Origin of the sequence: Pandoraea thiooxydans, from assembly GCF_001931675.1 — a bacterium.
In the GTDB taxonomy this organism is placed as follows: Bacteria; Pseudomonadota; Gammaproteobacteria; order Burkholderiales; family Burkholderiaceae; genus Pandoraea; species Pandoraea thiooxydans.
This window is the reverse complement of the sequence record NZ_CP014839.1, coordinates 688,541-706,992: the sequence shown is the minus strand read 5'-3', so window position 1 is coordinate 706,992 and position 18,452 is coordinate 688,541. Positions and strand designations below refer to the sequence as shown.

At 62.8% G+C, this 18,452-nt stretch carries 18 protein-coding genes and 1 tRNA gene; 11 read left to right on the top strand and 8 right to left on the bottom strand.

Going from position 1 to position 18,452, the window contains the following annotated elements; all coding sequences use genetic code 11:
- Positions 1–51: 51 nt before the first annotated feature.
- Together PATSB16_RS03150 and PATSB16_RS03145 are read right to left on the bottom strand one after the other, a co-directional pair.
- A tRNA-Arg gene (locus PATSB16_RS03150) sits at positions 52–128 on the bottom strand.
- Positions 129–219: 91 nt separating this feature from the next.
- Positions 220–549: a DMT family transporter gene (locus PATSB16_RS03145; protein ID WP_047212599.1), complete on the bottom strand. Its 330-nt coding sequence runs from the start codon at positions 547–549 to the stop codon at positions 220–222.
- A gap of 165 nt (positions 550–714) precedes the next feature.
- Here PATSB16_RS03145 and PATSB16_RS03140 point away from each other — a divergent pair, with 165 nt between their 5' ends.
- The 3 genes from PATSB16_RS03140 to alaC all read left to right on the top strand — a co-directional run bounded on the left by PATSB16_RS03140 (position 715) and on the right by alaC (position 3,032).
- Positions 715–1,044 carry a type II toxin-antitoxin system PrlF family antitoxin gene (locus PATSB16_RS03140; protein WP_047216224.1) on the top strand — a complete coding sequence of 110 codons (330 nt, stop codon included), beginning with the start codon at positions 715–717 and terminating at the stop codon, positions 1,042–1,044.
- A complete protein-coding gene (locus PATSB16_RS03135) occupies positions 1,041–1,547 on the top strand; it encodes a type II toxin-antitoxin system YhaV family toxin (protein ID WP_047212598.1) in 507 nt (168 codons plus the stop codon). The genes PATSB16_RS03140 and PATSB16_RS03135 overlap by 4 nt, the downstream gene beginning before the upstream one ends.
- Before the next feature lie 270 nt (positions 1,548–1,817).
- A complete protein-coding gene (alaC, locus tag PATSB16_RS03130) occupies positions 1,818–3,032 on the top strand; it encodes an alanine transaminase (protein WP_047212596.1) in 1,215 nt (404 codons plus the stop codon).
- 19 nt (positions 3,033–3,051) lie between these two features.
- Here the strand turns inward: alaC and PATSB16_RS03125 are convergent, their stop codons facing one another.
- The 4 genes from PATSB16_RS03125 to PATSB16_RS03110 are packed head-to-tail and all read right to left on the bottom strand — an operon-like array spanning position 3,052 to position 6,777.
- Complete coding sequence (locus tag PATSB16_RS03125; protein ID WP_047212594.1) at positions 3,052–3,465, bottom strand: PCC domain-containing protein; 414 nt, start codon at positions 3,463–3,465, stop codon at positions 3,052–3,054.
- Positions 3,462–3,998, bottom strand: a complete 537-nt coding sequence (locus tag PATSB16_RS03120; protein ID WP_047212593.1) for a PPC domain-containing DNA-binding protein — start codon at positions 3,996–3,998, stop codon at positions 3,462–3,464. Before PATSB16_RS03120 ends, PATSB16_RS03125 begins: the two co-directional genes overlap by 4 nt.
- The gene (locus PATSB16_RS03115; RefSeq protein ID WP_047212592.1) at positions 3,995–5,614 is read right to left on the bottom strand and encodes an acyl-CoA synthetase; all 1,620 of its coding nucleotides are present in this window, start codon (positions 5,612–5,614) and stop codon (positions 3,995–3,997) included. Before PATSB16_RS03115 ends, PATSB16_RS03120 begins: the two co-directional genes overlap by 4 nt.
- Complete coding sequence (locus tag PATSB16_RS03110; protein ID WP_047212591.1) at positions 5,611–6,777, bottom strand: acetyl-CoA acetyltransferase; 1,167 nt, start codon at positions 6,775–6,777, stop codon at positions 5,611–5,613. The genes PATSB16_RS03115 and PATSB16_RS03110 overlap by 4 nt, the downstream gene beginning before the upstream one ends.
- Positions 6,778–7,185: 408 nt before the next feature.
- Between PATSB16_RS03110 and PATSB16_RS03105 the strand changes: the two genes are divergently transcribed.
- From PATSB16_RS03105 to PATSB16_RS03090, 4 genes are all read left to right on the top strand, one after another.
- Positions 7,186–8,205 carry a TRAP transporter substrate-binding protein gene (locus PATSB16_RS03105; RefSeq protein WP_047212590.1) on the top strand — a complete coding sequence of 340 codons (1,020 nt, stop codon included), beginning with the start codon at positions 7,186–7,188 and terminating at the stop codon, positions 8,203–8,205.
- A gap of 30 nt (positions 8,206–8,235) precedes the next feature.
- A complete protein-coding gene (locus PATSB16_RS03100) occupies positions 8,236–10,098 on the top strand; it encodes a TRAP transporter large permease (protein ID WP_047216223.1) in 1,863 nt (620 codons plus the stop codon).
- 70 nt (positions 10,099–10,168) lie between these two features.
- Positions 10,169–10,924: an SDR family NAD(P)-dependent oxidoreductase gene (locus tag PATSB16_RS03095; RefSeq protein WP_047212589.1), complete on the top strand. Its 756-nt coding sequence runs from the start codon at positions 10,169–10,171 to the stop codon at positions 10,922–10,924.
- A gap of 405 nt (positions 10,925–11,329) precedes the next feature.
- Positions 11,330–12,580: an IS256-like element IS1090 family transposase gene (locus tag PATSB16_RS03090; protein WP_047212588.1), complete on the top strand. Its 1,251-nt coding sequence runs from the start codon at positions 11,330–11,332 to the stop codon at positions 12,578–12,580.
- 53 nt (positions 12,581–12,633) lie between these two features.
- Here PATSB16_RS03090 and PATSB16_RS03085 read toward each other — a convergent pair whose 3' ends face one another.
- Positions 12,634–13,560 carry a LysR family transcriptional regulator gene (locus PATSB16_RS03085; RefSeq protein WP_047212587.1) on the bottom strand — a complete coding sequence of 309 codons (927 nt, stop codon included), beginning with the start codon at positions 13,558–13,560 and terminating at the stop codon, positions 12,634–12,636.
- 152 nt (positions 13,561–13,712) lie between these two features.
- Between PATSB16_RS03085 and PATSB16_RS03080 the strand changes: the two genes are divergently transcribed.
- Complete coding sequence (locus PATSB16_RS03080; protein ID WP_047212586.1) at positions 13,713–14,846, top strand: sigma-54-dependent Fis family transcriptional regulator; 1,134 nt, start codon at positions 13,713–13,715, stop codon at positions 14,844–14,846.
- A gap of 29 nt (positions 14,847–14,875) precedes the next feature.
- On the opposite strand, the gene PATSB16_RS03075 is transcribed toward PATSB16_RS03080, so the two are convergent.
- Positions 14,876–15,751 carry a LysR substrate-binding domain-containing protein gene (locus PATSB16_RS03075; RefSeq protein ID WP_052892549.1) on the bottom strand — a complete coding sequence of 292 codons (876 nt, stop codon included), beginning with the start codon at positions 15,749–15,751 and terminating at the stop codon, positions 14,876–14,878.
- A gap of 98 nt (positions 15,752–15,849) precedes the next feature.
- Between PATSB16_RS03075 and PATSB16_RS03070 the strand changes: the two genes are divergently transcribed.
- The 3 genes from PATSB16_RS03070 to PATSB16_RS03065 all read left to right on the top strand — a co-directional run bounded on the left by PATSB16_RS03070 (position 15,850) and on the right by PATSB16_RS03065 (position 18,450).
- Positions 15,850–16,809, top strand: coding sequence for a DMT family transporter (locus tag PATSB16_RS03070; protein WP_052892548.1), 960 nt, complete (start codon positions 15,850–15,852; stop codon positions 16,807–16,809).
- A gap of 120 nt (positions 16,810–16,929) precedes the next feature.
- Positions 16,930–17,271, top strand: a complete 342-nt coding sequence (locus tag PATSB16_RS20770) for a hypothetical protein (protein WP_156884575.1) — start codon at positions 16,930–16,932, stop codon at positions 17,269–17,271.
- A gap of 30 nt (positions 17,272–17,301) precedes the next feature.
- Positions 17,302–18,450, top strand: coding sequence for a porin (locus tag PATSB16_RS03065; RefSeq protein WP_047212585.1), 1,149 nt, complete (start codon positions 17,302–17,304; stop codon positions 18,448–18,450).
- Positions 18,451–18,452 lie beyond the last annotated feature (2 nt).

Genomic DNA, 18,452 nt, shown 5'->3' with positions numbered 1-18,452 from the left:
GCGCCGCGGCGATGACGTGCCGGCTTGCCGACGGCGGGCCGGTACGCCGATTGGCCTGCCCAGAGGGACTCGAACCCCCGACCCTCAGCTTAGAAGGCTGATGCTCTATCCAGCTGAGCTATGGGCAGCCGTGCGGCGCGCGAGCAAGCGCGTGCCGGGGCGAAATTATAACTTACTCGCCGGCATGCGCCATCCGGAAATGCGCGGCGCGCGCCGCGCTCAGTGCGCGCCGGCCTTTGAAAACAGGTTGAGCACCAGTACGCCGCTGACGATCAGCGCCATGCCGACGATGGCCGGCGCGTCGAGCCGTTGGTGATAAACGAGCCAGCCGACCAGCGACACCAGCACGATACCCAGCCCCGACCAGATTGCATAAGTGATGCCGATCGGGATTGTCCGCAGCGTCAGCGACAGGCAATAGAACGCCACGCCATAGCCGGCGACAACCAGCAGCGACGGCCCGATGCGTGTGAAGCCGTCGGCCGCCTTGAGCGAGGAAGTGGCGATCACCTCGGCGACGATAGCGATCAGCAGGTAGGCATAAGCCATGGCAATTTCGTGTGGAGCGATGGGAAACGCCGCCGACTTTACCATGCGTGCGGACACGCCCCATCCCAAAGACATGCCAATGCTCGATCCGCTTGACAATGCAGTTGCATTGACTTTTAAATGCAATCGCATTACCATGGCATCCCCACCGGCCTGGAGAATGTCATGTCCGCCACCCTTGAAGTCGAATCCACGCTGACCGACCGATACCAGACCACGGTGCCGGAAACCGTGCGGCGCGCCCTTCGCCTGGGCAAGCGCGACAAGATCCATTACACGATCCGCCCCAACGGCGAGGTCGTGCTGACTCGCGCCGAGTCCCCCGAGGACGACGATCCTGCGCTCGCGCCCTTCCTGGACTTCCTGGCTCGTGACATCGCCAGCCATCCGGAACGCCTGCGGGCCATCGACGCTCGCTTCGTGAAACGTTTGCAGTCGCTGACCGGCGATATCGAGGTCGATCTTGATGCTCCGTTGTCGGCGGACGATGAATGAGCGCCGGCAACCCCATACCCCTGGTCATTCACGGCTGGACCATTTTCGCTCACCCGCTGTTCCTGGCTCAGCTCGAAGCGCTGGCTCAACAGGTCGAAGCACTCAAGCGCCGGGATCGGGCCGGATACATGAAAAAAAACGTCACCAAACGGCTTGCGGCGATAAACAAACTGGCGTTCGACATCATTGCACAGGACCCGACGCGACCGGAGTACCGGCAAGGCAACACGCTCGGCGACGAACACAGGCACTGGTTCAGGGCCAAGTTCTTTCAGCAATACCGGCTGTTTTTCCGCTATCACGCGTCAAGCAGAGTGATCGTATTCGCATGGGTCAATGACGAAGGCAGCAAGCGTGCATACGAGAGCGCCGACGACGCATACCGGGTGTTTCGCAGAATGCTGGCAAGCGGGCATCCGCCGGATGATTGGGACCAATTGCTGGCCGAGGCGTGCGCCGAGGGGCGACGCCTGCAGCAGCTCGCCTCGGGCATCGGGTCATAGGGTGTGGCTGCGGCGGCGAATAGCGGTGCCAACGTGGCATCCGGGCGGATCGAACCGTTGACCCCACCCGCATAAAGAGCACGGCTCAGGCGGAACCGGCGTCCGAGCCTCGGCCATGTCCCTCAGCGAGCCGAAGGTGACGTTGCGGCTTTGATCCGACATCCGCCCACCAGCAGTGTCCAAACACGCCGCCTGCTGCTACACTGCCTGCACGGCGCGTTCGTGCCGTACGTCGCTCGGACGGTCCGGGCGCTTACGTTCAGGAAAATCATGTCAGGCTCTCAAGGCTCGCGCAGCTTTGCGCGTATCAATCGTCTTCCCCCTTACGTTTTCAATATCACCGCCGAGCTCAAGATGGCGGCCCGCCGGCGCGGCGAGGACATCATCGATCTGAGCATGGGCAACCCCGACGGCCCGACGCCGCCGCATATCGTCGCCAAGCTGGTGGAGGTCGCACAACGGCCCGATACGCATGGTTACTCCGCCTCCAAGGGCATTCCGCGCCTGCGCCGCGCGATTTCGCACTGGTACCGCGACCGCTACGGCGTGGCGATCGACCCCGATACCGAAGCGATCGCCACGATCGGCTCGAAGGAAGGCCTGGCGCATCTGATGCTGGCCACGCTCGATCGCGGCGATACGGTGCTGGTGCCCAACCCGAGCTACCCGATTCACATTTACGGCGCGGTGATTGCCGGGGCCGACGTGCGTTCGGTGCCGATTCTGCCCGGGGTGGACTTCTTCGCCGAGTTGGAGCGTGCGATTCGCGAGAGCTATCCGAAGCCGCGCATGATCATTCTGGGTTTTCCGTCGAACCCGACCGCACAGTGCGTCGAGCTGGACTTTTTCGAGCGCGTGGTGGCACTGGCCAAGCAGCACGACATCCTGGTGGTGCACGACCTAGCCTATGCCGATATCGTCTTCGACGGCTGGCGCGCGCCGTCGATCATGCAGGTGCCGGGGGCGAAAGACATCGCCGTCGAATTTTTCACGCTGTCCAAGAGCTACAACATGGCGGGCTGGCGGATCGGCTTCATGGTGGGCAACCGCGATCTGGTCGCCGCGCTGGCACGCATCAAGAGCTATCACGACTATGGCACTTTCACGCCGCTGCAGGTCGCGGCGATTGCTGCGCTCGAAGGCGACCAGCAATGCGTGGCCGAGATTCGCGCGCAGTATCAGCGGCGCCGCGACGTGCTCTACAAGGGGCTGCACGAAGCGGGCTGGCCGGTCGATCTGCCGAAGGCCTCGATGTATATCTGGGCGCGCATCCCGGAACCCTACCGGGCGCTGGGCTCGCTCGAATTCGCCAAGCGCCTGCTGGCGCAGGCCAAGGTGTGCGTCTCGCCCGGTATCGGCTTCGGCGAATATGGCGATGAATACGTGCGCTTCGCCCTGATCGAAAACGAAGCCCGCATCCGCCAGGCGGTGCGCGGCATCAAGGCGATGTTTCGCGAAGACGGACTGGTCGCCGCCGGCGCCTGAGCGAGCATGGGCGGCGCGCTCAGGCGCCGCCCGGCAGCCACTCCTGCAAGGTCACCTCGATGGTAATGAAACACCGGTTGGCGCCGCGCACGAAGCGGCCCGCATACATGCGGCCGTCGGTGTCGGCCACCACGCCGTGCAGCACCGGGGCACGCCCGCCGGATGCGGCGCCCGCCTCGCCGAACACGTTGAGGATTTCGACGCCAGGGCCGGTGACCACCCGCTCCTGCCAGCCATCGCCAACGCGGTAAGCCAGACGCGCGTCGACCAGGCTGCCGACCGCGCCGCGCACGACCGCGCGACTGATGCCGTGCTCGGCGCACAACGCCTCAAGGCTCTCGGTCAAGTCCTGGTCGGGCTTGAGCCGGGCGACGACCAGACGCCCGAGCGCGCCGGGTTCGATGGCCACATCGGCCGGGGCCAACTCGTTCATGAAGCCACTCCGCGAATGGGGTAAAGCAGATTGAAATGGGTCTCCAGGTCTTCCCGCGTGACGTAGCCGCCCTCGGTAAACAGGCACAGGCGCGCCACCACCGGTTCGCTGCCGGCCCAGGTGTGATCGAGGATCAGGTGACCGCCGTGCAATTCCCCGGCGGAGTCGCTGAAGCCGGCGTGACAATGCAACAGGGGTGTGCCGTCGGGCGCGCGGCCGATGGTCAGCGCGCCGCTGACCAGGTCAACCTCTTCGGCAACGTCGACCGGCGCGCCGTAAGCGAACGGCCGTGTCGGCTCGCCGGTATGCACCATCATGTGATAGCGCAGGCCGCGCGCGGTGCCCGCGCACAGGCGCCCGACTCCGCCGCCGTGCGCATACCGCGCCAGGGCCTGGCGCAAGGCCTGCCCGAGGTTGGCGCCGCTGGGCACCGATACACGCAGTTCGTGCCGCCCTTCGAGCACGCAATCGACGATGCGCGGCAGCAACGGCGGACCGTTATGTGCAAATGGAGAAGGCTGCCGGGGCGTCATAGGCGAAAGTCTCCGCGCTCTTCCAGCAACGCCTTGATCTGCTTTTTGACGATCTTGCCGTAGCCCGACTTCGGCATGGTGTCCCAGAAAACGAAGCGGCGCGGCCATTTGTACTTGGCGATGCGCGCCTCGAGATGGCCCAGCAGGTCGGTGGCTTGCGCATTCATGCCGGCCTTGGGCACGACCACCGCCAGCCCCGATTCACCCCACTTGGGATCGGGCACGCCCAGCACGGCCACTTCCGATACCGCCGGATGGGTCAGCAGGGCTTCTTCGATCTCCCGCGGATAGACGTTCGATCCGCCCGAGATGTACATATCGGAGGCACGCCCGGTGATGTACAGGAAGCCCTGCGCATCGACGTGACCAATGTCGCCGGTATGGAACCAGTCATGCTTGAAGGCCTTGGCGTTGGCTTCCGGGTTGTTGTGATAGCCCATGAACACGGCCGGCCCGCGCACGCAGATCTCGCCGGTCTCGAACGGGGCAAGGCGCTTGCCCTGCTCGTCGAGAATGGCGATTTCCATGCCGGTGCGCGGCTGCCCGCAGGTGCCCAGGCGGGCATCGGGCGATTGATCGTCGTCGGTATGCAGCCACGGCGGCAGCACGGTGATGTTGCCCGTGACTTCGCCCAGTCCGTAGTACTGCACCAGCACCTTGCCGAGCTTGCGCAGCGCGATCTTCTGGTCGGCCCGGTACATCGGTGCGCCGGCATAGATGACGTGACGCAGCGAGCTGTGATCGTAGCGGTCGACCGACTCGTGCTCGACCAGCATTTTGACGATGGTCGGTACCGTGAACATATTGTCGACCCGGTACCGCTCGACGGCCTGCCAGAGCGCTTCGGGTTCGAGTTTTTCCGAAGGCATCAGAATGCTGGCCGCGCCGCGCGCGGTATTGACGATGGCGTGAATGCCCGCGCCGTGCGAGAGCGGGGCCACCACGATGGAGCGGCAGCGATGGGTCAACCCCGGCATCAGGTCGGCCAGGTGATTGGTCACCACGAACGCCATCTGCCCATGCGAGAGCATGCCGGCCTTGGGGTGGCCGGTGGTGCCGGACGTGTAGAAAAACCAGAGCGGATCTTCATGCTCGACTTCCGCCTCGGCGGCAGCGGCGCCCGCATGGCGCGCCAGCAGGTCTTCGTAATGGTGCTCGCCGGGACGCGGCGCGCCGATCGCGATGACGTGCTCGAGCCCCGGCGCGGCGGCGCGCACTGCGTCGACGTGCGCCTCGAAACCCTGGTCGTAGAGCATGACGCTGGCGCCGCTCGATTGCCCGAGATAGGCAGCCTCGGCCGGTGTGATGCGGAAGTTCGTCGGCACCCAGACGGCGCCGAGCTTGAACGCGGTCCAGGCGCTCTCGAAAATCGGCAGGTTGTTGCGCGAGTGCACCAGGATTTTGTCGCCCTGGCGCACGCCGAGCTCGCGCAGCGCCGCCACCGCGGCGTTGACGCGCGCATCGATTTCACCCCAGTTCCATTGACGCTCGCCGATGATCAGGCCGGGTTCGTCGGGATAACGGCGCGCCACGTCGGACAGCAACCGCCCCAGATTCATGACTTTCTTGAGCATTTGATTCGCTTTCTTTTCTTTCCTGGTCCTGGATACGGTCAAACCGCCTCGAGAATACTGACGTAGTTGGCCACCGCTGCGCCGCCCATATTGAACACGCCCGCCAGGCGCGCCCCGGGGATCTGCATCTCGCCAGCGCTGTGGGTAAGCTGCATGGCCGCCATGACGTGCATCGATACCCCGGTCGCGCCGATCGGATGCCCCTTGGCTTTGAGCCCGCCCGAGGCGTTGACCGGCAGCAGTCCATCCTTTTCAGTCAGCCCCTCGGCGACGACGCGCGCGCCCTGACCGCGTGGCGCCAGTCCCATCGCCTCGTATTCGATCAACTCGGCAATCGTGAAACAGTCATGCGTTTCGACCAGCGACAGGTCCTTCAGGGATACGCCGGCTTGCGCCAACGCACCGCGCCAGGCTCGCTCGCCGCCCTCGAAGGCCAGCGGGTCGCGCCGGCTCAGCGGGAGATAGTCGTTGACCTGCTGGGCGGCGCGAAAGCGCACCGCGTGACGCATGCCGCGCGCAGCCTCGCCGGCGCTGACCACCACCGCGGCAGCGCCATCCGACACCAGCGAGCAGTCGGTGCGCTTGAGCGGGCCGGCCACCACCGGGTTCCTCTCGGAGACGTTGCGGCAGAAGTCGTAGCCGAAGTCCTTGCGCAAATGCGCATAGGGGTTGTGCGTGCCGTTGCGATGATTTTTGGCGGCAATGCGCGCCAGCGCGTCGGACTGATCGCCGTAGCGGTCGAAATAGGTTTGAGCGATCTGCCCGAAAACCCCGGCAAAGCCGCCCGGCGTGCCGGCTTCCTCGCTTGCATAGGAGCATTTGAGCAAAATGTCGCCGACTTCGCGCGTGGGCAGCTCGGTCATTTTTTCGAAGCCGATGACCAGCGCGTGGCGCGCGCGCCCGCTGTCGATCGCGTCGAGCGCGGCATAAAGCGCCGCCGACCCGGTCGCGCAGGCATTCTCGCAGCGCACGGCGGGCTTGAAGCGCAGCGCGGGCAACCGGTTGAATACCAGCGAAGAAGGAAAGTCCTGGTAAAGGAAGCCGCCGTTGAAGGTGCCGACGAAAATCGCGTCGATCTGTTCGGGGTCGAGTCCGGCGTCCTGCAACGCCGCCGCGGCAACATCGCCCAATAGCGTTTCGGCCGGCAGGTTGTCGAGTTTGCCGAACTGGGAGTGGCTCCAGCCGGTTAGGCAGGCAGTGGTCATGCGAGTCTCCTTATGGGATGTGGCGCTACTCGATGCAAGTTCGATGCCAGGCCGCTCGAGCGGGAACGACGGGCCGACATCCGGCGCCGCGGCCGGCCCGTACATGTCACGCGCCGGCGGACATGTGTCTCATGTCCGACACACCTGTCGCCTGGTTTGCGACACCTGTCGCATCCCGGCGCGGATCGGCGGGATGCGACAGGCACCGTGTGCCGCGCCCGCGTCGGCGCAAACGTCACGATATACCCTGGTTGTCATCCAATATTACTTAACAATGTAAGGGTTTTCCCTCCAGCTATTCCTGACTGGCACCCAATTTGCGTAAGATGACCGTGCGGTAACAGTCGCTCGACCCGGCGCGGCACCGATCGCGTCACCAACAACGCAAAAAATCAGGAGACACCCAGCATGAGCCAGATGGATCGTCGCAATTTCATGAAGATCATGGCCGCCACGTCGGCCGCCGCCGCCACGGGCCTGTATCAGAGCAACTCCTACGCAGCGGAATTCACGCTCAAATACGCTAACAACCTGCCCGTCACGCACCCGATGAATATCCGCGCGCGGGAAATGGCCAAAAATATCGCCGAGCAGTCGAAGGGCCGTATCGATCTGCAGATATTCCCGAACAATCAACTCGGTTCGGACAGCGACATGCTGTCGCAAATCCGCTCCGGCGCGATCGATTACTTCACGCTGTCGCCGTTGATTCTTGGCACGCTGGTGCCGGCCGCGCAGATCAGCGGCATTGGCTTCGCGTTCAAGGATTACAGCCAGGTCTGGGCCGCCATGGACGGCGATCTCGGCGCTCACGTGCGCGGCGAAATCGCCAAGACCTCGGTGTTCGCCTTCGATAAGATCTGGGACAACGGCTACCGGCAAACCACCAGCAGCACCCATCCGATCAAAACGCCGGCCGATTTCAAAGGAATGAAGATTCGCGTCCCGCCGAGCCCGCTGTGGACTTCGATGTTCCGCGCATTCGGCTCGGCGCCGGCGAGCATCAACTTCGCGGAAGTGTATTCGGCGCTGCAAACGCATATCGTCGAGGGTCAGGAAAATCCGCTGGCGATCATCTCCACGGCCAAGCTTTACGAAGTTCAGAAATATTGCTCGATGACCAACCACATGTGGGATGGCTTCTGGTTCCTGGGCAATAAAGCTTCGTTCGCCAAGCTGCCGAAGGATCTGCAGGAAATCGTGCGCACCAACGTCAACGCGGCCGGCTTGAAACAGCGCGTCGACGTCAAAAAGCTCAACGACACGCTGGAGGCAAACCTCAAGGCCAAGGGCCTGCAATTCAACAATGTCGACGCCGACAGCTTCCGCGACACGCTGCGCAGCGCCGGGTTCTATGCCGACTGGCACAAGAAGTTCGGCGACCAGGCCTGGACGCTGCTGGAAAAATACACCGGGAAACTTGCGTAAATGAAGGCGACGTCCATGCGAGCCGAGCCGATGCAGGCAGAACCCACGCGTGCGATTGCTCGCTGGTTCGATACCGCCAACCGCGCCGTGATGCGAGTCACGGAAGCGGTGGCGGTTTTGCTGGTGATCGCCGAGACGGTCATTTTGTTTACCGGCGTGATCTTTCGTTACGTGCTCGACAACCCCTTGATCTGGTCCGACGAACTCGCATCGATCCTGTTCATCTGGCTCTCGATGCTGGGGGCGGTGGTGGCGCTGGATCGGGGCGAGCACATGCGCCTGTCGGCAATCGTCAACCGCATGCCGGACAAGTGGCGCGGCTGGTTCGAGACGATGGCGGCGCTGGTGGTTTGCGTGTTCGTCGCCATGATTATCGTGCCGGCCTATCAGCACGCGAAGGAGCAAATGCCGATCACCACGCCGGCGCTTGGCCTGCCCGATGGCTGGCGTGCCGCCGCGCTGCCGGTGGGCACCGCGCTGATGTTGCTGGCAGCCGTGGCCCGCATGGCACGGCATGCGACGCTCAAGCAATTCTGGCTGGGCCTGGCGGTGATCGCGGCCATCGGGGCCGGTCTGTGGTTCGGACGGCCGCTGCTGCTGGCCATGGGCAATTACAACCTGATCATCTTCTTCGTGGTGCTGGTCGGATTGTGCGTGGCCGGCGGCATCCCGATCGCCTTTGCCTTCGGCACGGCTACGCTGGCCTATCTCGCGCTGGCCACGCAGGCGCCGTTGCAGATCGTGGTCAGCCGCATGGACGAAGGCATGTCTAGCTTGATCCTGCTGGCCGTGCCGCTGTTCGTACTGCTCGGCGCGCTGATCGAGATGAGCGGCATGGCGCGCAGCCTGATCGATTTCATGGCCGCGCTGCTGGGCCATGTGCGCGGCGGCCTGCAATACGTGCTGCTGGGCGCGATGTTCCTGGTCTCGGGGATCTCCGGGTCGAAAGCCGCCGACATGGCGGCGGTCGCGCCCGCCCTGTTTCCGGAGATGAAGCGACGCGGCTCCAAGCCGGAAGATCTGGTGGCGTTGCTCTCGGCCACCGGCGCGATGACCGAGACGATTCCGCCGAGCCTGGTGCTGATCACCATCGGCGCGGTGTGCAGCGTATCGATTTCGGCGCTGTTTATCGGCGGACTGCTGCCGGCGGTGATCGCCACCCTGGCGATCGTCATCGTCTGCTATGTCAACACCCGCAAGGAGACGCCGGCACGCGCGCAGCGCGCCCCATGGCGCGTGATCGGCCGCAATTTCGTGATTGCGCTGCCGGCGCTGGCCTTGCCGATTCTGATTCGCACGGCAGTCATCGAAGGCGCCGCCACCGCCACCGAAGTGGCGACTGTGGGCATCGCCTACACCATCGTGGTCGGACTGGCGATGCATGCGGTGCTGCGGCATCTGGATTTCAAGCGGCTGTATCCGATGCTGATCGAGACCGCCGCGCTCTCAGGCGCCATTCTGCTGATCATCGGCATGGCCACCGCAATGGCCTGGGCCCTCACGCAGTCCGGCTTCTCGGCCAGCCTGGTCGGGCTGATGCACGGCATGCCGGGCGGCGCCACCGGCTTCCTGCTGATCTCGATGGTGGTGTTTATCGTGCTGGGCAGCGTGCTCGAAGGCATCCCGGCGATCGTGCTGTTCGGGCCGCTGTTGTTCCCGGTGGCTCGCTCGATGGGCATCCCCGACGTGCATTATGCGATGGTGGTGATCCTGTCGATGGGCATCGGCCTGTTCGCACCGCCGGTGGGGGTGGGGTTCTATGCCGCGTGCGCGATCGGCAAGATTTCACCCGACAAGGTCATGAGCCGCATGTGGCTTTATCTGGCCGCACTGACCGTGGCGCTGCTGATCGTGGCGCTGGTGCCGTGGATATCGCTCGGTTTCATTAAGTAACGTTGCGCGGCCCGCCTGAAGCGGGCCGTTCAGACCGGTTTTCCTATTCTACTATTTAGGAGTACAAATAATGAGCAGCAAGGTTGCTTTAGTGACTGGCGCGGGCATGGGTATCGGCGCGGCCATCGCCGCGCGCCTGGCGCGCGACGGCTGTGCAGTGGTGATTGCCGACCTGAACACGCAAGCGGCGCAGGACACAGCGCAGAAGCTGCAGGGCGAGGGACGGGAAGCGCTGGCGCTGACCATGAACGTGGGCGATGCCGGCTCGATCGCGGCGGGTTTCGAAGCGGTGGCCCAACGGTACGGCCGCTGCGACATTCTGGTCAACAATGCGGGCATCGCCAAAACCTTTGAATTCGTCGACTATCCGCTCGATCACTGGCATCAGGTGATGGCCGTCAACGTCACCGGCTCGATGCTATGCGGCCAGCATGCGGCGCGCATGATGCTGCCGCACGGCTGGGGGCGCATCATCAATCTTTCGTCGGTTGCCGGATTGCGCGCCAGTGCGGGCCGCACCGCCTACGGCACGTCGAAAGCGGCCGTCGTGGGACTGACCCGGCAAATGGCGATCGAACTCGCCCCGCACGGCATTACCGTCAACGGCATCGCCCCGGGCCCGATCGACACGCCGCTCACGCGCGAACTGCACTCGGATGTCTCACGACAAAACTATCTGCGGGCGACGCCTGCCGGGCGCTACGGTGTACCGGAGGAAATCGCCGGTGCGATCAGCTTTCTCGCCTCCGACGATGCCTCTTACGTCACCGGCCATATCCTGCCGGTCGATGGGGGATTCATGGCGGCTGGCATTCTGGAAATATAGCCACCAAAGAGCGACGACGAATATCGATTTCCTACGGATCTTAGTAATGCTCAGCAAAAAATAAGGACGGCACGACTCCCTCATTTTTAAAAAATAATATTGACGTACTAACAATATGTCCTATTTTTTAAATACATCCGGCGGCTTGGCGCGCCGCTGAATGTATTGGATATGTTGAGGAGAACGTGCCATGGAGAAATTTGCTATAGCAACCGCTTTGGCGTGGCTATCGATGACGTCGTTAAGTGCGCTGGCTCAGAGTCAGGAGTGCCTCAATCTTTGTGCACCGGGCGATCTTGTGTGCATTTCGGCCTGTGTTAGCGCTCCCGGATCGTGATTGGGCGGCGTGACGGGGACTGTCGGAGATTTCGTGTTTAAGGCATAACATGCTCCCAAGGAGAATGTATGCCTCGCAAACCGAAAGCCCCGCTGGCAGAGCTGCCGGCGATCCCCGCCGAGCTGCTTGAGCAGTTCGGCAATAGCCCGATGACGGCCGAAGCCATCCATGCCGCGACCCTGGCACTCAAGAAAGCGCTGATCGAGCGAGCCCTGGGCGGCGAGATGAATCATCATCTCGGCTATTCACCGGGCGCAGCCAAACCAGCCGCCGTCACCAACCAGCGCAACGGTAAAGGTGCGAAGACGGTTCTGACCGAAGATGGCCCAATCCGAATCGAGGTGCCTCGCGACCGTGACGGCAGCTTCGAGCCGTTGCTGATTCCAAAGCACGAACGGCGCTTCACGGGCTTCGATGACAAGATCGTCGCCATGTACGCTCGGGGCATGACCGTGCGCGAGATTCAGGGCTTCCTGCACGAGCAATACGGCACCGAGGTCTCGCCCGATTTCATCAGTTCGGTTACCGACGAGGTCATGGCCGAAGTCACCGCCTGGCAAGCCAGGCCGCTTGAGCAGATGTATCCGGTCGTGTTCTTCGACGCACTGCGAGTGAAGATCCGTGAGGATGCCGTCGTACGCAACAAGGCGGTCTATCTGGCGCTGGGCGTTCTGCCCGACGGCACGCGCGAGATTCTGGGGCTGTGGATCGAGAACACCGAAGGCGCCAAGTTCTGGATGAAGGTTTTCAACGATCTCAAGACGCGCGGCGTCAACGACATTCTGATCGCAGTGACCGACGGCCTCAAGGGCATGCCGGAGGCGCTGAGCGCAGTATTCCCGGCGACCACGCTGCAAACCTGCATCGTCCATCTGATCCGCAACAGCCTGAATTACGCTAGCTGGAAAGATCGCAAAGCGCTAGCCGCCGCGATCCGGCCGATCTACACCGCGCCGAGTGCGGAAGCCGCCGAAGCTGAGCTCAATACGTTTGCCGCGGGCCCATGGGGGCAGAAATTCCCGACGGTCAGCGCTTCATGGCGTAACGCCTGGGACCGCGTGATCCCGTTCTTCGCATTTCCGCCGGCGGTGCGCAGGGTGATCTACACGACAAATGCCATAGAAAATATCAATTCGCAGCTACGCAAGATCATCAAGACCCGAGGCCACTTCCCGAGCGACGAGGCAGCGACTAAGCTTATCTGGCTGGCGCTACGCAATATCACCTCTGACTGGGGTCGTGCCGCAAAAGATTGGAAGGACGCAATGAACCAATTTGCTATCCTCTACCAGGATCGATTCGTTCGACCATCCGTGTGATTCTCAACCCGCCTTGAACACGGAAATTCTGACACCCCCGCGTGACGGGGCATTCAAGTCTCGTCACGCACCACCTGGGCTCCGCCCTTACTCTGCAAATCGCGCCACACACTGCCCGCGTTGCTCACGAAAGTCTGCACGCAGGGATTATGATTGTTTTCACTCCATAATAGGGCCACCTCCACTACCGGCGGGTTCCGCAGCGGCTTGAAGACCACGTTAGCCAATTGTATGGCGCGCATCGAACTCGGCACCAATGCCACCCCAAGCCCTTCGGCGATCAGCGTGACAATCGTCTGCTGCAAATTGGTTTCCAGACGGATACGCGGTGCAAAACCGGCTTGACGAAAATAGTTGCCGATCAGGTCGTACACCAGCGGCGCGACTTCGCGCGGGAACGTTACGAATGATTCATCTGCCAGTTCGCCGGCGGCAATCATGCTGGCGCCGGCAAGCCGATGGTGCTGCGGCAGTACCGCCACCAGTTCCTCGCGGTATACCGTGCAGCTTTCGAGACCGCTGCAGTCCTCGGGCCGGTACATGACCCCAACATCGGTGCGCCCCGCACGCACTGACTCCACCAGCAAATTCGGCAGCCATTCGGTCAGTTTCATGTCGACCTGCGGGTACGTTGCCGCGTAGGTGCGCGTCAGCGCCGGCAACACGTTGTACGCTGAAGACATCATGAAGCCGACCGAAATCATGCCGTCCTCGCCCCGGCTGGCACTGACCGCGTTGCGCTTGGCCTGTTCGACTGCCGTGAGGATCTCGCACGCGTCGCGATAGAACCGTTCGCCGGCGCGGGTGAGTCGGACGCTGCGGCGGGTCCGCTCGAATAATTCGACGCCGAGCGCTGCTTCCATCAAGGCGATCTGCCGGCTCAGCGGCGGCTGGGAAATGTGCAGTTGCTGCGCGGCCCGGCCATAGTGAAGCGTCTCGGCCAGCACCACGAAATAATGCAAATGGCGCAATTCGATCATTTGATACCTTCAAGGTATTAATCAGGCATTCATATTGTATTGGATGTTATTAATTTGGCGCAGTAATCTTGTCTGGCGATGCCACGCATGCATCGCGTCAGGCTTGCCCGGCCAAAAGCCTTCTCAGGCAAGCTGCAGACAAGGAGACAAACATGCCAGCTCATCTCGCCGTAGCTGCCTCACGCTCGCCTAGCGCCACCCCATCCGCTTCCCCTTATTTGCCGATCGATTTGTTGTGCGGCGTCGATGCCGCGATGCAACATCTGATTGCTCGCGGCAAGCGCTTCATCGATCGCGGCCTGCCGGTGCTCATCCTCGGGGAAACCGGCACAGGCAAGGAATATCTGGCCCGCGCGCTGCACAGCTATAGCCAGCGCCGGGCGCGCGCGATGGTAGCGATCAATTGCGCCTCGATTCCCGAGCATCTGATCGAAAGCGAATTGTTCGGCTATGCGCGCGGCGCCTTCTCCGGCGCCCTGCCCGGCGGCATGAAAGGACGCATTCAGCAAGCCGACGGCGGCACACTGTTTCTCGACGAAATCGGCGATATGCCGCTGGCGCTGCAAACGCGCCTGCTGCGCGTACTGTCGGAGCGCGAAGTCACGCCGCTGGGCAGCAGTGCCCCAGTGCCTGTCGACGTGCAATTGATCTGCGCGACCCACCAGGATTTACCCGAGCTGGTTGCCCAGGGCCGCTTTCGCGAGGATCTCTACTATCGAATCGCAGTGGGCGTGCTGCGCTTGCCGCCACTGCGCGAGCGAACCGATTTCACGACGGTGCTGGCGCGCATGTTGGCCGACGAACTGCAGGAGCCAGGCGAATCGGACGAGCTTGGCGACGCCGTCGACACGGCACGGCTGATTGCCCCGGATGCGCTCGAGGTACTGGCGCGGCATCGCTGGCCCGGCAATCTGCGCCAGTTGAAGACCGCGGTCCGCTACGCATGCGCGGTGATGAGCGGCCCACGCGTCGAACTGCGCGATTTGCCGGCCGAATTGCTGGCGGGAGGTATCGTCGAATGCAGCCCGGCTCAGCTGCCGAGCCAATCGCCGAGGGCGATGCCGCTGCATGCGGCGCGCTCGGATTGCGCCCAGGACGGCCCCCCCCTCTCGGAGCGCGAGCGTGTGCTGCATGCATTGACAGCCAGTCGCTGGAATATTTCCGCTGCGGCCAGAACGCTCGGCGTGTGCCGGGCCTCGCTCTACCGCAAGCTCAAGCAGTTGCGCATTCCGCACATGCGCGATTGCGCGAGCGAATTGGTCGTGCTGCACGGCGCGAACGCGTAGCGCGCCGCGCGCCGCGCGCTTGCCGCACTTCAGGCCAAGCGCTCACGGCGGCGGCCGCTCCATAGGTGCTCGCGGAACATCGCTACCAGGCGCCGCGCGGCGGGCATCTGCTGGCCGGACGCGAAACGCGCCAACAGCCGCGCCTGAGGCAGGCGCGGCAATCCTTCGCCGACAATTTCCAGACCGTCGCTCAACAGACTCAGCGGCAGCGGCGAGACCGCCAGGCCGCTGGCCACCGCATGCCGCAGACCGGCATAGCTGTGACCCGTGAAGGCAATGCGCCAGGCGATATCATGGCGCGCCAGTCGTTCGAGCGCGGCAACGCGAAACACGCATCCCTCCTGGAACACCGCGATGGGCAATGGCCGCGCTTGCGGTACCGGGTGCGCGATACCTCGCATCCAGACCAGCGGTTCGTGCCATAGCGTATCCTTGGCGCGCGGATCGGCATCCACCGACTTGAGCAGGGCAACATCGAGTTCGCCGGCCTCGAGCAAACTCGCCAATTGCACCGACAAGTCGCAGTTCAAGCTCAGCGTCACGCGCGGGTAAGCACGGCTGAATTCATCGAGCACGCCGGTGAACGCGCTTTCCATCAGCTCCTCCGGCACCCCTACACGCAGCCGCCCTCCCAGCGAAGGCTCGAACAGCACTTCGGCAACCTCATCGTTTAGCCGCAGAATTTGCCGCGCGTAGTCGATCAGCAGCCTGCCTTCGGCGGTCGGGCCGCTCACGCGTCCCTGGGTGCGCGTGAGCAACGCCTTGCCGACCTGCTCCTCGAGCCGCTTGATCTGCAGGCTGATGGCCGACTGGGACCGCCCAAGCCGAGCGGCGGCTAACGAAAAGCTCGTCGTATCGGCAATCGCCACCAAAGCACGCAAGACGTCGGTATCGAAGTTTCTCATTTGAGAATCTCATTTTGATAGCTCAATTATCAATTTATCAAATTATGGAAGCGCGCGTAAGCTGATTTCCAGTCGAACTGAAACAGCGGAGGTCCATCATGTCGCAAAAGTTGCTCGCACTCACCGAACCCGCCGCGATGCCGGCAAAGCCCGTATCGGCCCGCCTCGGCAAGGTTGCCGCGGTCGGCACCCTGTTCAGCCTGCTGTGGAGTTCAGCCTTCGTCGCCGGCAAGATAGGCTTGCAATCGGCCCCGCCGTTCGCCTTGCTGGCGATGCGCTTTGGCCTGGCCTCGCTGTGCCTGATCGCGCTGCTGGCCGCCAGACACCGGCGGCGGCGCGTACCGCTGCGGCTGGAGCATGCGGGCATCCTGGTGCTGGCCGGCATACTCAACAACACGGTCTATCTCGGGTTGGGCTGGATCGCCCTGCAAACGGTGCCTGCGGGGTTCGCTGCTCTGCTCACGAGCGTCTATCCGTTGCTCACCAGCGCGTTGGCGATCCCGCTGCTGCGTGAACGCGCGACCTGGCCCAAGTTCACCGGTTTGGCGTTGGGCGCCGCGGGCGTGACGATGGTCGTGCATCACCATGTGAGCACCGCGGGCTTGGCACCGTTGGGCATCGGATTGTTACTGCTGGGAGTCCTGGCGTTGGCGTGCGGGACGATCCTGCTCAAACGCACGGCCGCGCACCAGGATTTCCTGCTGGTCACGGCGCTGCAAACCATTGCAGGCGCTGTGTCGCTGACGGTGCTGGCCGGGGCAACCGGTGAGTTTCACGCGATCCACTGGCAGGCATCGCTCGTCGGCGCCCTGCTGTATTTGGCCGGCGGCGTATCGATCGGCGCGGCGCTGATGTGGCTCTGGCTGCTCGGCAACGGGGTGGCGAGCAACGCCAGTGCGTTTCATTTTCTTAATCCGCTGTTCGGCACGCTGATCGCGTTCGCCGTGTTGGGCGAACCGGTCAACGCGAGCGACCTGCTCGGCGGGCTGCCGATCGCGGCCGGCATACTTCTGATGACCTTCGCGCGCGAGGCGAGCCACATAAGAACACGCAAATAAAAAAGGCGCGGCCCAAGGGCCGCGCCAAGGTTTGGAGACTTTTCACTCAATGCAAAAGTCAACCTCTCGCGGAACGTAGTATAGGGCGGCTGCCCGATTTCATTATCAGCATTCGCTGCAATGCATTATTCCGGTTGGCGCAATAAAGCATGCCGCCCCTTTCTGCGGCGCGGGTTTCCGTGTGGCTGGTTCGCAACAAATATTTGCTTCGCCATCCTACTCATATTTTTCATCTCAAAAAATTTCTTTTGCCACAACAGGTTAGACGGCAAGAAAAAATTCTTTCATTTTCAGCAACAAATTATTGCGAGAACCGCGATATATGCAAAAGACCCCCGCCCCTACACTCGTGGCTGTCAACTGAACAGGGCGGTGCTGTCGCAGGCCGCCGTGCCGGTGCAATCGACAACAGCCCCGGCCACGCGTCCTGTTCCGCGTGATTATGTATTCGTAAAAGTTTGAACATCTGCAATACTTCACTGGAGCAAACACATGAAAAAAACCCTCTTCGCGCTCGCGGCCCTCGGTGCGTTCTCCGCTGCTGCACAAGCGCAAAGCAGCGTGGCGTTGTATGGCTTGATCGATGCCGGCGTGGCCTATGTGAACAACTCGGGCGGCAACAGCAACTGGGCCGCCGCCAGCGGCATGGTCAATGGCAGCCGTTGGGGCCTGGAAGGCTCCGAAGATCTGGGCAATGGCCTGAAAGCCGTCTTCAAATTGGAAAACGGCTTCAATATCGCGAATGGCAAACTGGGCCAGGGCGGCCGCGAGTTCGGCCGTCAGGCTTATGTCGGCCTGAGCAGCGCACAGTTCGGCACGCTCACGATCGGTCGTCAGTACGACTCCGTGGTCGACTATCTCGCACCCCTGACGCTCAACGGCAGCGGGTACGGCGGTGTCATGGCTTCGCACCCGTATGACAACGACAACACCAACAATTCGTTCCGCATCAACAACTCGGTCAAGTACTCGAGCGTCAATTACAACGGCCTGAGCTTCGGCGCCCTGTACGGCTTCTCCAACAAAGCCGGCGGCTTCTCCGACAATCGCGCCTACAGCTTTGGCACTTCCTACAACAACGGCCCGTTGAGCCTGGCTGCGGCGTATTTGCAGATCAATCGCGGCAACGGCAATCTCGCCGGCGGCGCACTCGATTCGTCGACCAGCTCGGGCGACGCGATTTTCCTCGCCTCGCGTCAGCGCGTGTTCGGCGTCGGCGGCAGCTATGCCTTCGGCCCGGCCACCGTCGGTCTGGTGTGGACTCACACGCAGTTGGATAACGTCGCGTCGGCGAACTTCAACAGCACCGCGATCAGCGGCTTCAACGGTCAGGGCGTGCGGTTCGACAACTATGAAATCAACGCCAAGTATGCGCTGACTCCGGCAGTATCGCTGGCCGGCGCCTACACGTTCACCGACGGCAAGCTCGATGCCACCGGCAAGAAGCCGAAATGGCATACCGTAACGCTGCAGGCCGACTACCACTTGTCCAAACGTACCGATGTGTACCTGGAAGGCACCTACCAGAAGGTCGCCGATAACGATGGCACTGGCCTGAACGCCGCGATCAACGGCGCAGGCGGCGTCTCCTCGACAGACTCGCAGGTGATGGTCGGCACCGGCATTCGCCACCGCTTCTAAGC